This window comes from Phenylobacterium sp. (assembly GCF_004799515.1).
In the GTDB taxonomy this organism is placed as follows: Bacteria; Pseudomonadota; Alphaproteobacteria; order Caulobacterales; family Caulobacteraceae; genus Phenylobacterium.
In genome coordinates, this window is sequence record NZ_SSMX01000026.1 from 260,080 (window position 1) to 272,643 (window position 12,564).

The window sequence follows — 12,564 nt, forward strand, 5'->3', positions numbered from 1 at the left end:
GCGATATTGCCCCGCTTATGCTGACAGTAGAAATTCCGTGTGGCGGTCTATGTTCCGCGCCGGAACCCGCGCTCTCGGCTGCCCGTTGCCCCGCAAACGACGACGGGAGACGAAATGCCCAATCCACGCTCCACCGCCCGGGTCGGCGGACGCCCGATCCACGCCATGCTCGTGCCGATCCCAATCGTCTGCTTCGTTCTGACCCTCGGAAGCGATCTCGCCTACTGGAAGACGGCGGCCATGCAGTGGGCCAACATGTCGGCGTGGCTGCTGACCATCGGCCTGGTGGTCGCCCTTTTCGCCGTGGTCGCGGGCCTGATCGATTTCCTGGGCGAGCGGCGTATCCGGTCGCTGACGGCGGTTTACATCCACGCCGGCGGCAATGCGGTGGCGCTGGGGCTCGCGATCCTCAACGCCTTCGTCCACACCCGCGACGCCTACACCTCGGTCGTGCCGCTGGGTCTGATCCTGTCGACCCTGACGGTGCTGATCCTGGTGGTCACCGGCTGGATGGGGTGGGGGATGGTCTACCGTCATGGCGTTGGCGTGAGTTCGGAGGCCGGCCGATGAGCGCCGCCCGCCTCACCCTCCTCGCCGGCGCCGCCCTGGGCCTCACCGCGCTTGCGGCCTGCGGCGGCCCGCCGCCCGGCGACCCGCACCGCCAGATCGGCCCGAACCCCTATTTGCCGGACATCCACCAGTACCTCATGCCGCCGATGAAGGTGCCGAAGACCGAGCCTTGGGGCTCGGCGGTCCCGACCGTCGCGCCGGGCCTGCAGATCAAGGCGCTGGCGCAGAACCTGAAGAACCCGCGCTCACTCTACGTCCTCCCCAACGGCGACGTCCTGGTGGCCGAGACCGACGGGCCGCCTGGGCCGGTCAACCGGCCCAAGGAGTTCGTCATGAACTGGATCGAGAAGCAGGCGCATTCCAAGACCAAGGCCGCTCAGCGCATCCTGCTGATCCGCGACCCCGGCAATGGCGCCCCGCCGCAGACCACCGTCTTCATCGACCACCTGACCTCGCCGTTCGGCATGGTGCTGGTGGGCAGCGACTTCTACGTCGCCGACACCGACGCGGTGCTGCGCTTCCCCTATCAGACCGGCGACACCCAGATCACCGCCCCGCCGCAGAAGCTGACAGACCTGCCGGGCGGCCCGATCGACCACCACTGGACCAAGAGCCTGACGGCCAGCCCCGACGGAACGAAGCTCTACGCCGGCGTCGGCTCCAACTCGAACATCACCGAGAACGGCATGCCCGCGGAATTGGATCGCGCGCAGATCTGGGAGATCGATCGAACGACCGGCGCGCACCGGCCCTACGCCACGGGCCTGCGCAACCCCAACGGCCTGACCTTCGAGCCCACGACCCATGTGCTGTGGGCCGTGGTCAATGAGCGCGACGAATTGGGCCCCGACCTGGTGCCCGACTACATGACCTCTGTGAAGGACGGCGCCTTCTACGGCTGGCCCTACAGTTACTACGGCCAACATGTGGACCCGCGGGTGAAGCCGCAGAAGCCGGAGATGGTCGCCAAGGCGATCCCGCCGGACTACGCCTTGAGCTCGCACGTGGCCCCGCTCGGTATGGTGTTTTACACGGGCGATGCGCTGCCGGTCGCCTATCACGGCGGCGCCTTCGTGGCCGAGCATGGCAGCTGGAACCGCCCGCAGCTCAATGGCTACCGCGTCGTCTACATCCCCTTCGCCGACGGCCGGCCGAACGGCATGGCGCAGGACGTGGTGACCGGCTTCGTGGGCGCCGACGGCAAGGCGAAGGGCCGGCCGGTCACGGTGGCGGTCGATGGCAAGGGCGCCCTGCTGATCGCCGATGACGTCGGCAACACAGTCTGGCGGGTCACCGCCGCCGGAGCGCCGCCATGAGGTCGAAGGTGGTCTGGGAGGACTCAGGCGCGCGGACCATCGTCCTGATCCTCGATCCGGGTGAGGAGGCCTTCGCGGCGATCACCGCTTTCGCGGCGAAGGAGAAGATCGAGGGCGCCTCTCTGACGGCGCTGGGCGCGTTCGAGCGCGCGACCGTCGGCTGGTTCGATTTCGCCAAGAAGGACTATACGCCGATCCGGGTGGACGAGCAGTGCGAGGGCCTGAGCCTGGTCGGCGATCGCGCTGGGCGACGACGGTCAGCCCAGCCTGCACGTCCATGCGGTGGTGGGCCTCAGCGACGGCTCGACCCGCGGCGGCCATCTGTTGAACGCGGTGGTGAAGCCGACGCTGGAGGTGACGATCGTCGAAACCCCGGCCCACCTGCGCCGCCGCAAGCGGCCCGAGCTAGGCGTGGCCCTGATCGATCTCGGTTGAGGATAGGAGCCCAATCATGACGGAAGCCAATACCAAGGGCCGTGAAGCCAACGCCGCCCAGCCGCTCGGCGAGCGCAAGGGCACGGCGTCCAAGTCCGCCACGCGCGCCACTGGCCGAGCAGAGCGCAAGAGCGCCGGTCCGGACGGCCCGGACGCCGCAGCGGTCAGCCGCACGCTCAAGCGCTGAGGCTTGCCGTGGAAGTCCTTCGGCTCGACCACGCCGCGATCAAGACCGTGCGTCTGGAGGAGACTCGCCGCTTCTTCGAGGAGGTCTTGAACCTCAAGGTCGGCCCACGCCCCGACTTCGACTTCCCCGGATAGTGGCTGTACGCCGGCAGCCATGATGTGGTGCATCTGGTCCAGACGGACGCCGCCAAGGCGCACTCGAAGGTCGCCAGCATCAACCACTTCGCCTTGCGAGTCGCTGACATCGACGAGGCGGCGGACGCCCTGACGGCCCGCGGCGTCGCCTTCGAGCAGGAGGACACGCCGGGCGGCGAACTGCGCCAGCTCTACATCACCGATCCCAACGGCGTGCGGATCGAACTGAACGCCGCAGGTCAGTCGAGCGCCGCTGGGGGCGTCGTCTAGCGCAGCTGGCTGTCCTTGCTGCCGCGCCGGTTGATGCCCAGCACGATGCGGCTGTCACGGCCGGACTGGCAGCGGACGCAGGTTCGCGCGCCCGGCATGGCCTTGCGCCTGGCGTCCGGGATTGGCTCGCCGCACTCGTCGCAAAGGCTTGCGCCTTCGCCCGCCGGCATCCGGGCGCGGGCCGTGAGCACGCCATCGGTGATGGTGTCCTCGATCTGATCCAGGACGGCGCCTTCGTGGGCCCAGCCAGTGGCCATCTCGTCTCCGATTTCTCCAACTTCTCAGCTGCTTAGATATGAGGGCGAAGACGTGAGTTCCAGGGGCCGCGTCCGACGGTCGCTGGCGCCGTGCGCTGCGGGGTGCTAGAACAAGTCCGGAACATCGGAGGTATCCTTGGCCCATCGCGCCGGCAGCGCCGACCTTCCCCTGCACGGCGGGCGCGTGCCGCCATGGCTCGCGCAGCGCATGGCGCGGCTGGGCGCGGTGATCAGCCAGGCCATAGTCCATCACTACGGTCGCGACGAGCTGATGCGGCGGCTGGCGCACCCCTTCTGGTTCCAGTCGTTCGGCGCGGTCATGGGGATGGACTGGCATTCGTCCGGCATCACCACCAGCGTCATCGGGGCGCTGAAGCGTGGCCTGGCGCCGCTGTCGGATGAGCTGGGGCTTCATGTCTGCGGCGGCCGGGGCAAGCATTCACGCGCCACGCCGGCAGAGCTGATCGCGGTCGGCGAGCGGGTGGGTCTGGACGGTATGGCCCTGAGCTCGGCCAGCCGGCTGGTGGCCAAGGTGGACAGCGCCGCCGTCCAGGATGGTTTCGACCTCTATCTGCACGGCTTCATCGTCGCCGACGACGGCCAGTGGGTGGTGGTGCAGCAGGGGATGAACGGCGACCGCGGCCAGGCGCGCCGCTACCACTGGCTGTCCGAGGGCCTGAGCAGCTTCGTCGAGGCGCCGCACGCCGCGATCGAGGGCCATGGCCAGGGCGAAATCGTCAACCTCACCGACCGGCGGGCCGCCGCCGCGCGGTCAGCGCAGGTGGAGATGCTGGGCGCGCTGGGCCCCGACGGCATTCTGCGCGAGCTGGCGAAGCTGGAGCCGCCCACGACGGCGGAGCTTCCCGCCCAGATGGCGCTGCCGCACCTGATCCTGCCGGATCATCACGACGTGCGCGTCGAGGACGTGGTCGCGCGCAGGCTGCACGGGACGCTGGCGGCGGCGGCCGATCGAGGGCCGGCAGACTTCGCCGACCTGCTGCTGACGCCGGGCGTCGGGGCGCGGACGGTGCAGGCGCTGGCGATGGTGGCCGAGGTGGTGCACGGCGCGCCCAGTCGGTTCAGCGACCCCGCCCGGTTCTCCCTGGCCCTGGGCGGCAAGGACCGCCATCCGTTCCCGGTGCCAATCAAGGTCTACGACCAGACCCTGGGGGTCCTGAAGTCGGCGGTGGCGAACGCCAGGCTGGGGCGCGAGGATGAACTCGGCGCCCTGAAGCGGCTGGACGACCAGGCACGGCGGCTGGAGCGCCACGCCGCCGGCCCCAGCCTTGAGTCGCATATCGCGGCCGAACGCGCGGCCTCGCACCGCTATGGCGGGCGCAGCGTCTTCGGATGGGAGACGGAGCCGGCGGGAGCGCAAGGCGCGGCGAGATCGTTTCGCCAGCCGTGAAGCGCCCCACGCCCGCCAGCCTGAAGAAGGTCACGCCGCAGAACCTTGAGTTGCTCGGCGCGGCGCGCCTGGCCGAGCTGCTGGCCGCCGCCGCCGAGGCGCGCCCGGAGATCAAGCGCCGCCTGCGGATGGAGCTGGCGGCGGAGCAGGGCGCCGAGGCGCTGGCGGTGGAGATCGACAAGCGGTTGGCCTCGCTGGAGACCAGCCGGGGCAAGATTTCCTGGCGCCAGCGGCCGGGCTTCGTGCGCGACCTCGACGGGTTGCGCGGGCTGATCGTCGGGCGGCTGGCGGACCTCGATCGTGCGAGCGCCGTGCGGCGGATGTGGATGTTCCTCGGCGCAGGCCGCTGGGTCGGCAGTCGCCTGCGGGACAAGCATGGCGCCCTGGCGGCGGTGTTCGACCAGGCGGCGCAGGACCTGGGCGCCTTGCTGGCGGACAGCGACCCGGCGGCGGCCGCCGAAGGGCTCGCCGCCGCCATCGCCGATTGGCCAGCGGCCTGGGCCGTCTGGCTTCCCATTGCGCTGCGGCGCGCCTCACCCGGGCTCGCGGCCGAGGCCCTGCGACGGCTGAGTACGCGGACCGGCGCCACCGCGAGCTGGCTGCCCTTGATCCGGCAACTCGCCGACGCCGCCGAAGATCCCGACGCCTACCGGGCCACCTTCACCCACAAGGCGCTGCTGGACCCATCGGCCGCCGCCGAGGTCGCTCAGCGGATGCTGGCAGCCGGCCGCCTCGCCGAGGCTGCGGCCCTGCTGGAGGCGTCGCGTCCGCGTGGCGGCCGCTCGATCCTGGGGCGCGGCAAGGGGCCTGAGCCCGACTTCGACTGGGAGAGCGCCTGGATCGAGACCCTGGACCGCTCAGGCCGCGCGGACGAGGCCCAGGCGGCCCGCTGGGCGTCGTTCGAGCGGACCCTGTCGGCGGCGCGCCTGCGCGATATCACCCGCCGGTTGGCCGATTTCGACGACGTGGAGGCCGAGAGCCGGGCCTTCGCCCACGCAGCGATCCATGAAGACGTCGACGCGGCCCTGCGGTTGCTGATCGACTGGCCGGCCTTGCCCGAAGCGGCGCGGCTGATCGAAGGGCGTGGCGACGACATCGCCGTGTGCGCCGAGGACGCGGAACTCTGGGCGGCGAAGCTGCGCGCCCGCCAGCCCGAGGCGGCCGAGCGGCTCCTGCGCAAGGCGGCCGCCGCAGCGTTCCGGCGCCGCGAGTTCGCGGTCTGTGACCGGTTGACCGCCGAGGCCGATGCGCTGGAGGGGTGAGGCCGCTAGCCGCTGCGTATCGCGCCCATGGCTTCCTTCACCTTGGCGATGCCGAACTTCCAGACCTCGCCGGGCGCGATGTGCGGCATGGACGGGATCTCGGCAGGATCGACCAGGGCGTGCAGGATCGCGGGGCCCGGCGCGGCCAGGAAGGCGCGGATGGTCTCGTCAAGGCTGGCCGGGTCCTTGGCCGTGAAGCCCTGGCCGCCGCAGGCGCGCGCATAGGCGGCGAAGTCCATGTTCGGGAAGCCGGTGCCCTTGGCGGCGGGCAGGCCCGCGCCTTCCATCTCGAAATGGACCAGGCCCCAGCCGGAGTTGTCGTAGACGACCACCTTGATCGGCAGGCGGTGCTCTACGGCCGTCATGAACTCGCCGGCCAGCATGGTGAAGCCGCCGTCGCCCACCTGCAGGATCACCTGCCGCGACCGATTGAGGATCTGGGCGCCGTTGGCGATCCCCAGGCCCGTCCCGACGGCGGCGTTATTGTGCGAACCGGTCAGCCGCTGGCGGCCGCTCTGCCGCAGCCAGTTGATCGCCCACAGCGTCACCTCGCCGGTGTCGGTGACGAAGATCGCGTCGTCCTGGGCGTGGTCGCTGAGCGTGCGCGCGACCGCCTGCGGGTGGATGTGCTCGCCGCCGCGGCCCGGGTCAGCCTTCTCGTCGAGCATCCGGTCCCAGTCGGCGCGGGCCCTGCCGACCTTGTCGAGGAAGGCGCGGTCGCCGCGCGCCTCCAGCTTGGCCAGCAGCATCTTCAGCGCCGGCCGGACCGAGCCCATGACGCCAAGGGCGATCGGCGTGCGCCGCCCAAGCGCGAAGGCGCGCTCGTCGACCTGGATGACCTTGCCCTTCTTCGGCAGGAACTCCGAATAGGGATAGTCGGTCCCCAGCATCAACAGCAGGTCGGCGTCGGCCACCGCGTCGACGCCCGGCTTGCCGCCTATCAGGCCGACGCCGCCGATCCAGTGCGGGTCGTCGTAGGCCATCAGCTCCTTGCCGCGATAGGTGTGCATCAAGGGCGCCTGCAGCCGCTCCGCCAGCGCCTTCAGCTCCTCCGCCGCGCCGCGGCAGCCGGCGCCGCAGAACACGGCGATGGTCTTCGCCTCACCGATCAGGCGCGCGGCCTCGTTGATGTCGGCCTCCGCGGGCGCGACCTCGGGCCGGGGCCGCAGGGTCGCCAGGCTCGGGACCGGCGTGGAGACCTTGGCGGCGAAGATGTCGGGCGGGATACTGATGTGGGCCACGCCGCGCTTGCCATAGGCCTCGGCGATGGCCTGGTGGATCACCGCGGCGGCTTGGTCCGGCGAGGCGATGGTCTGGGTGTAGATCGCCACGTCGCGGAACAGCAGGTCCGGGCTGTCCTCCTGTAGGTAGTCGATGCCGCGCTTCGCCGAGGGCACGCCGCCGGAAATCGCCAGGACCGGCGCATGGTCCTTCGCCGCCTCGTAGAGTCCGGCCACCAGATGATTGGCGCCGGGCCCGGTCGTGCCGCAGCAGACGCCGAGCCGGCCGGTCAGCTTGGCCTGGCCGGCGGCGGCCAGGGCCGCGCCTTCCTCATGCCGCACGCCGACCCATTCAACGGCGTCCTGCGCCTCGATGGCGTGGGTGAAGGGGTTCAGCGCGTCGCCGACGATGCCGAACACCTGCTTCACGCCGATCTCGGCGAGGGTCTCCACGAGAAGTTCGGCGACGGTCTTGGACACGGGCGGCTCCGGGTAAGGTCTCGCCGCACAACGCATCGGGCGGGCGCTGGGTCCTTGGCATCCGGGCGGTTCGGCGCCGGTCGGCCGATCCACGCGTTGGGCTGGGCGATGACCACGCTTCCCGGCTTGCCGCTCGCCCTCGATTTCGCGCCCATGGAGGCCAAGCTCGTCGCCGTCCTGCCGACGGAGGGCGGCTGGCGGTTCGAACCCAAGTGGGATGGCTTCCGGTGCCTGGCGTTCCGCAGCGGCGACCAGGTCGAGCTGCGGGCGAAATCCGGCAAGCCGCTGGGCCGCTATTTTCCGGACGTGGTCGCTGTCCTGCGGGCGCTGCCGGTGGCGCGCTTCATCGTCGACGGCGAACTGACCATTCCGGTGAACGGTGAACTGTCCTTCGACGCCCTTCAGATGCGGCTGCACCCCGCGGAAAGCCGGGTTCGCAAGCTCGCCGCGGAGACGCCCGCCACCCTTGTCCTGTTCGATTGCTTGATGGACGCCCACGGCGAAAGCCTGACCAACGCGCCGCTATCGGAACGCCGTGCGGAGCTAGAGGTCCTGTTCGAGCGCTTCGGCGGTGCCGGGCATGTCCGCCTGTCGCCCAGGGCCGATGACCTGGCTGAAGCCCAGGCGTGGCTCGCCCAGACCGGCGCGGTCCTGGACGGCGTTGTCGCCAAGCGCCTTGACGGGTCCTACCAGTCCGGCGAGCGAGCCATGCTGAAGATCAAGCGCCTGCGCACCGCCGACTGCGTGGTCGGCGGCTTCCGTTATGAGCGCGATAGCACCCAGGTGGGCTCACTGCTGCTCGGCCTCTACGACGAGACGGGCAAGCTCGACCACGTGGGCTTCACTTCGGCGATCTCCGACGCCGAGCGTCCGGCGTTGACGAGACGGCTGGAGGCGTTGGCCGGCGGCCCGGGCTTCACCGGCGACGCGCCGGGCGGCCCAAGCCGCTGGAGCAACGGACGCTCGGCGGATTGGACGCCGCTGAAGACGAAGCTGGTGGTCGAGGTGCGCTACGACCACGTCACCGGCGACCGCTTCCGCCACGGCACCACGCTGCTGCGCTGGCGGCCGGACAAGGCGCCGCGGCAATGCACGCTCGCCCAGCTCCGTTCGGAATCCGCCAGCCTGCTGGGCGAGGCCCTGTCGGTCTAGTCGCGCAATTCGATCCAGGTGGGCGCGTGGTCGCTGGCCTTCTCCCGGCCCCGGAATTCGCGATCGACGTCGGCCGCCACAAGGCGCTTGGCGATTGTGGGGCTGAGCAGAAGATGGTCGATCCTCAGGCCGGCGTCGCGGCCGTAGGCGTTCCGGAAGTAGTCCCAGAACGTGTAGATGCGCTCGCCCGGATGCATCTGGCGCAGGGCGTCGGCCCAGCCCTGGTCCACCAGGGCCTTGTAGGCGGCGCGCACTTCCGGCCGGAACAGGGCGTCGTCCAGCCACCGCTCGGGCTTGTAGACGTCGAGGTCGGTGGGCATGACATTGTAGTCGCCGGCCAGGACCACCGGGTGGCCACTCTTCAGGAGGCCGGCGGCGCGTTCGCTGAAGCGCTCGAACCACCGCAGCTTGAAGTCGAACTTCGGCCCCGGCGCCGGATTGCCGTTCGGCAGGTAGAGGCAGCCGACGATCAAGCCGTCCACGGCGGCCTCGATGTAGCGGCTCTGGACGTCTTCCGGGTCGCCGGGCAGGCCGCGATGCGTCTCGATGGGCGTAGAGCCCCTGGCCAGGATCGCGACCCCGTTCCAACCCTTCTGCCCATGCCAGATCGCGCCGTAGCCGGCCGCCTCGATCTCGCTCAGCGGAAAGCGCTCCTGCGGCGCCTTCAGCTCCTGCAGGCAGGCGACATCCGGCTGCGTTTCGGCCAGCCATTCCAACAGCTGGGGAAGGCGGCCATTGATCCCGTTCACGTTGAAGGTGGCGATGCGCACGCGACGAATACGTTCGAGCCGGCCCGGCGTTGCACATTGTGACCGGCGCGTCGTCTAGCCGATCAGCCGCTCAAGGATGGCGAGCGCCTGACGCAGGCAGGCGACCCGTACGGCGCCGCGCCCGACATCGCCAAAGTGGGTTTCCTGGGTTTCGATCGCGCCGTCGCGGCGGGCGCCGGCGAAGTAAGCCGTGCACCGCAGCCGCGTGCTGAATGACCAGCTTGATGACGCCGACGTCGATTCCGATAGTGGTCGGCCCCGCGCCTTCCTTCGAGCGGTCGCGACCGAACTTCACGACGCACTCGCGGTCGATCTCGACGAAGGTCTTCCGGCCGAGGCGGCGCTTGAGCATGTCGAGCGGCTCTTGGACCGGCCGGGCGCCTTGCCCACTTCCTTCATGTCGCTGATATGGAGGTCGATCAGCTCGCCGAACGTCTGCGGCTTGCCGATCTTCGAACGGACGGGCGGCCGGCCCTGGTCGATCGCCCGCTCGGCGTCGACGCCCCAGTTCTTGGCGTCCTCGTGCCGGATGAAGGTCTCACTGATAGAGTGGCCCTTCCGCCGGACCTGGACGCGCCAGGCACCGGATTTTTCTCGGAGGATCGTGGCTATTTCCGCGTGCAAATCCCGTGCAGTCAGTCGTCGAAAGTTGGCAAATCGGGGCGTAGAACGTCGCAAAATCGAGGATGAAATCGCTCATCCAACTTGTTGAAGTATCTCACTAACTAACTGAAATGAAACATCATTTACTTAGTATAGCGCCGATGATGGATTGGACCGACCGGCATTGCCGGGTCCTGCACCGGATGCTGACGGGCCGCGCGGTGCTCTACACCGAGATGCTGACGACGGGCGCGATCCTGCACGGGGACCGCGCGCGGCTCCTGGCCTTCGATCCGGCGGAGCATCCGGTGGCGCTGCAGCTGGGCGGGTCGGAGCCGGCGGACCTGGCGGCGGCGGCGCGGATCGGCGAGGCCGAGGGCTACGACGAGATCAACCTCAACGTCGGCTGCCCGTCCGACCGGGTGCAGTCGGGCCGTTTCGGCGCCTGCCTGATGCGCGAGCCGGAGCTGGTGGCCGAGTGCATGGCGGCCATGGGGGCCGCGGTGAAGGTCCCTGTGACGGTCAAATGCCGCATCGGGGTCGATGACCAGGACCCGCAGGAGAGCCTGTTCCGCCTGGTCGACCTCTGCGCCGCGGCCGGGGTGCGCCACTTCGTGGTGCATGCCCGCAAGGCGATCCTGAAGGGCCTGTCGCCCAAGGAGAACCGCGACGTCCCGCCGCTGAACTATCCCCTGGTCTGGCGGCTGAAGGCCGAGCGGCCAGAACTCACCGTGGTGATCAACGGCGGGATCGGTTCGCTGGCGGAGGCCGAGACGCATCTGGCGCACGTCGACGGCGTCATGCTGGGCCGCGCGGCCTATCACACCCCGGGCCTGCTGGGCGAAGCCGACCGGCGGCTGTTCGGCGTGGGCGAGACAGTGGGCGCGGTGCAGGCGGTCGAACGCTACCGCCCCTACATCGCCCGCGAACTGGCGGCCGGGACCCATCTGGCGGCCATGACCCGCCACATGCTGGGCCTGTTCCACGGCCTCGCGGGCGCGCGGACCTGGCGGCGCATCCTGACGGTGGAAGGCGTGAAGCCCGGCGCGGGTCTGGAGGTGGTCGACGCCGCGCTGGCGGCCGTCTCAGGTTTTTCAGACGGATCAGGGCTTCAGGATCAGCGTCTCGCGCGTCGCCTGGAAGCTGGCGAGGCGGCCTAGGTAGGTCATCCCGAGCAGCGAGGTGTCGAGGCCCTTGTCGATGATCAGGGCGTCGACGTTGGTCAGCGTCGCCCCGCCCACCGTCACCTTGGCCAGCTTGACGGCCGCGGCGCGGGCCTGGCCGGCGGCGGTGGTGACCGTGTAGCCGTACTTCAGGTCGGCCAGGTCGAAGCCCAGCCGCCGCGCGTCGCCGGGCGTCAGCGCCACGGCGGTGGCGCCGGTGTCCACCAGGAAGCGCACGCTGGCGCCATTGACCTCGCCCTGCGCCCAATAGTGGCCGTCGCTGGCCTTGCGGATCTCGGCCTGAGGCTCGCTGGGCGGCGGGGTCGGCGTCGACACCGGCATGGGCGCGATGATCGGCCCAGAGGTCGCCGCCTCAGCGGCCCGCAGCTCCGGCAGGCGGTGGGAGACCATCAGAATGGTCTCGGCGCTGACCACGGCCGACAGGGCCGCCAGGCTCGTCACCAGAGTGAATTTAAGGGCCTCGGACACTGTTTCAGCAACCCCACATCGGCCATTTTGACCTGTTGTTCTGAGCCGAAACTAACCCAGGTGAGGTTTTGAAGCGGTGAAGATGCAGGCTTAACCAAACATGGCCAGCTTGTCGGGACGGATGCGGCTGCGGCGCGCCGGCAGCTGGGCCATGATTTCCGCTCGTTCCGCGTCGCTCAACCGCGACCAGGTCGCCACTTCAGAGAGCTGGCGGTAGCAGCCCATGCAGAGGCCGCTTTCCCCGTCGACCACGCAGACCTTGATGCAAGGGGTGGCGATGGCCTTGGGCGGGCCGCCGGGCGGGGCGGGCGGCGGCAAGGTCGGCTTGAGGGGCGGGCGTTCGCTCATGGCTGCGGCAGAGCGTAGGTGACGATGGCCTGGGCCGCCAGCCGGTCCGGCCCCTCTGTCCAGAGCCTGACGTCGCAGACGGCGTTGCGGCGGCCGAGCCGCAGCAGCTGCGCCTCGGCGTGCAGGTCGCCGGGGACCGCGCCGCGCAGGAAACTCATGTTCAGGGCCGAGGTCACCGCCATCAACTGGTCGCCGATGTGCGCCAGCACAAGGGCGTAGGCCGCCGTGTCGGAGAGCGACATCAGGGTGGGCCCCGAGATCACGCCGCCGGGCCGCAGCAGGCCCTCGCGATAGGCCGCCACCACCTTCACCCGTCCCGGCGCGACCTCGGTCACGGTGGGGAAGGCGACCGGCGCGGCGTCGGGGAAGGCCTTGCGCAAGAGGGCGTTGACGCCCGCGGCGTCGAGAACAGGGTTCGGCGTGGCCATAGCCCCTTACATGCAACCGGGGCGGAAGCTGGACAAGTAAATTATAGTCATAAGTAACACCATTCGATGTCA

Annotated in this window: 17 protein-coding genes and 1 pseudogene; 12 read left to right on the forward strand and 6 right to left on the reverse strand. The window is 69.9% G+C overall.

Translation table 11 applies throughout. The features are described from left to right. The first annotated feature begins 114 nt into the window (after window positions 1–114). The 7 genes and pseudogenes from E8A49_RS10620 (at window position 115) to E8A49_RS10645 (ending at window position 2,912) form a co-directional block, all read left to right on the forward strand. Complete coding sequence (locus tag E8A49_RS10620; RefSeq protein ID WP_293380328.1) at window positions 115–570, forward strand: DUF2231 domain-containing protein; 456 nt, start codon at window positions 115–117, stop codon at window positions 568–570. Beyond that, window positions 567–1,886, forward strand: coding sequence for a sorbosone dehydrogenase family protein (locus E8A49_RS10625; protein WP_293380331.1), 1,320 nt, complete (start codon window positions 567–569; stop codon window positions 1,884–1,886). The genes E8A49_RS10620 and E8A49_RS10625 overlap by 4 nt, the downstream gene beginning before the upstream one ends. Continuing rightward, window positions 1,883–2,113, forward strand: a pseudogene (locus E8A49_RS23175) (DUF296 domain-containing protein); the annotation flags it as partial. The gene E8A49_RS10625 and the pseudogene E8A49_RS23175, both read left to right, overlap by 4 nt. A gap of 16 nt (window positions 2,114–2,129) precedes the next feature. Continuing rightward, window positions 2,130–2,321, forward strand: coding sequence for a DUF296 domain-containing protein (locus tag E8A49_RS10630; RefSeq protein ID WP_366928813.1), 192 nt, complete (start codon window positions 2,130–2,132; stop codon window positions 2,319–2,321). 16 nt (window positions 2,322–2,337) lie between these two features. Continuing rightward, complete coding sequence (locus tag E8A49_RS10635) at window positions 2,338–2,508, forward strand: hypothetical protein (RefSeq protein ID WP_293380337.1); 171 nt, start codon at window positions 2,338–2,340, stop codon at window positions 2,506–2,508. A gap of 8 nt (window positions 2,509–2,516) precedes the next feature. Beyond that, on the forward strand, window positions 2,517–2,642 hold the full coding sequence (locus tag E8A49_RS10640) for a hypothetical protein (RefSeq protein WP_293380340.1): 126 nt from the start codon (window positions 2,517–2,519) through the stop codon (window positions 2,640–2,642). 24 nt (window positions 2,643–2,666) lie between these two features. Continuing rightward, window positions 2,667–2,912, forward strand: coding sequence for a VOC family protein (locus E8A49_RS10645; protein ID WP_293380343.1), 246 nt, complete (start codon window positions 2,667–2,669; stop codon window positions 2,910–2,912). On the opposite strand, the gene E8A49_RS10650 is transcribed toward E8A49_RS10645, so the two are convergent. After that, window positions 2,909–3,169 (reverse strand): DksA/TraR family C4-type zinc finger protein, encoded by a 261-nt coding sequence (locus tag E8A49_RS10650; RefSeq protein WP_293380346.1) that lies wholly within the window; start codon window positions 3,167–3,169, stop codon window positions 2,909–2,911. The two genes, E8A49_RS10645 and E8A49_RS10650, sit on opposite strands and share 4 nt — an antisense overlap. Window positions 3,170–3,305: 136 nt before the next feature. On the opposite strand from E8A49_RS10650, the gene E8A49_RS10655 reads away from it, so the two are divergent. Next, entirely contained in the window at window positions 3,306–4,577 is a 1,272-nt protein-coding gene (locus tag E8A49_RS10655) for a DUF763 domain-containing protein (protein WP_293380349.1), read from the forward strand. Continuing rightward, window positions 4,574–5,839: a DUF6880 family protein gene (locus E8A49_RS10660; protein WP_293380352.1), complete on the forward strand. Its 1,266-nt coding sequence runs from the start codon at window positions 4,574–4,576 to the stop codon at window positions 5,837–5,839. Before E8A49_RS10655 ends, E8A49_RS10660 begins: the two co-directional genes overlap by 4 nt. A 5-nt stretch (window positions 5,840–5,844) precedes the next feature. Here E8A49_RS10660 and E8A49_RS10665 read toward each other — a convergent pair whose 3' ends face one another. Beyond that, a complete protein-coding gene (locus E8A49_RS10665; protein ID WP_293380355.1) occupies window positions 5,845–7,539 on the reverse strand; it encodes a thiamine pyrophosphate-binding protein in 1,695 nt (564 codons plus the stop codon). Between the two features lie 108 nt (window positions 7,540–7,647). Here E8A49_RS10665 and E8A49_RS10670 point away from each other — a divergent pair, with 108 nt between their 5' ends. Beyond that, entirely contained in the window at window positions 7,648–8,691 is a 1,044-nt protein-coding gene (locus E8A49_RS10670; protein WP_293380358.1) for an ATP-dependent DNA ligase, read from the forward strand. Here the strand turns inward: E8A49_RS10670 and xth are convergent. Beyond that, on the reverse strand, window positions 8,688–9,461 hold the full coding sequence (gene xth / locus E8A49_RS10675; protein ID WP_293380361.1) for an exodeoxyribonuclease III: 774 nt from the start codon (window positions 9,459–9,461) through the stop codon (window positions 8,688–8,690). The genes E8A49_RS10670 and xth overlap by 4 nt on opposite strands. Window positions 9,462–9,651: 190 nt before the next feature. Between xth and E8A49_RS10680 the strand changes: the two genes are divergently transcribed. Together E8A49_RS10680 and dusA are read left to right on the forward strand one after the other, a co-directional pair. Further along, window positions 9,652–10,173: a hypothetical protein gene (locus E8A49_RS10680; protein WP_293380364.1), complete on the forward strand. Its 522-nt coding sequence runs from the start codon at window positions 9,652–9,654 to the stop codon at window positions 10,171–10,173. A gap of 22 nt (window positions 10,174–10,195) precedes the next feature. Continuing rightward, entirely contained in the window at window positions 10,196–11,224 is a 1,029-nt protein-coding gene (gene dusA, locus E8A49_RS10685; protein WP_293380367.1) for a tRNA dihydrouridine(20/20a) synthase DusA, read from the forward strand. Here the strand turns inward: dusA and E8A49_RS10690 are convergent. From E8A49_RS10690 to E8A49_RS10700, 3 genes are all read right to left on the reverse strand, one after another. After that, window positions 11,168–11,716, reverse strand: a complete 549-nt coding sequence (locus E8A49_RS10690; protein ID WP_293380370.1) for a TIGR02281 family clan AA aspartic protease — start codon at window positions 11,714–11,716, stop codon at window positions 11,168–11,170. The genes dusA and E8A49_RS10690 overlap by 57 nt on opposite strands. A 90-nt stretch (window positions 11,717–11,806) precedes the next feature. Then, window positions 11,807–12,064, reverse strand: a complete 258-nt coding sequence (locus E8A49_RS10695) for a DUF1289 domain-containing protein (protein WP_293380373.1) — start codon at window positions 12,062–12,064, stop codon at window positions 11,807–11,809. Further along, entirely contained in the window at window positions 12,061–12,492 is a 432-nt protein-coding gene (locus E8A49_RS10700; RefSeq protein ID WP_293380376.1) for a PaaI family thioesterase, read from the reverse strand. The genes E8A49_RS10695 and E8A49_RS10700 overlap by 4 nt, the downstream gene beginning before the upstream one ends. Window positions 12,493–12,564: the final 72 nt, after the last annotated feature.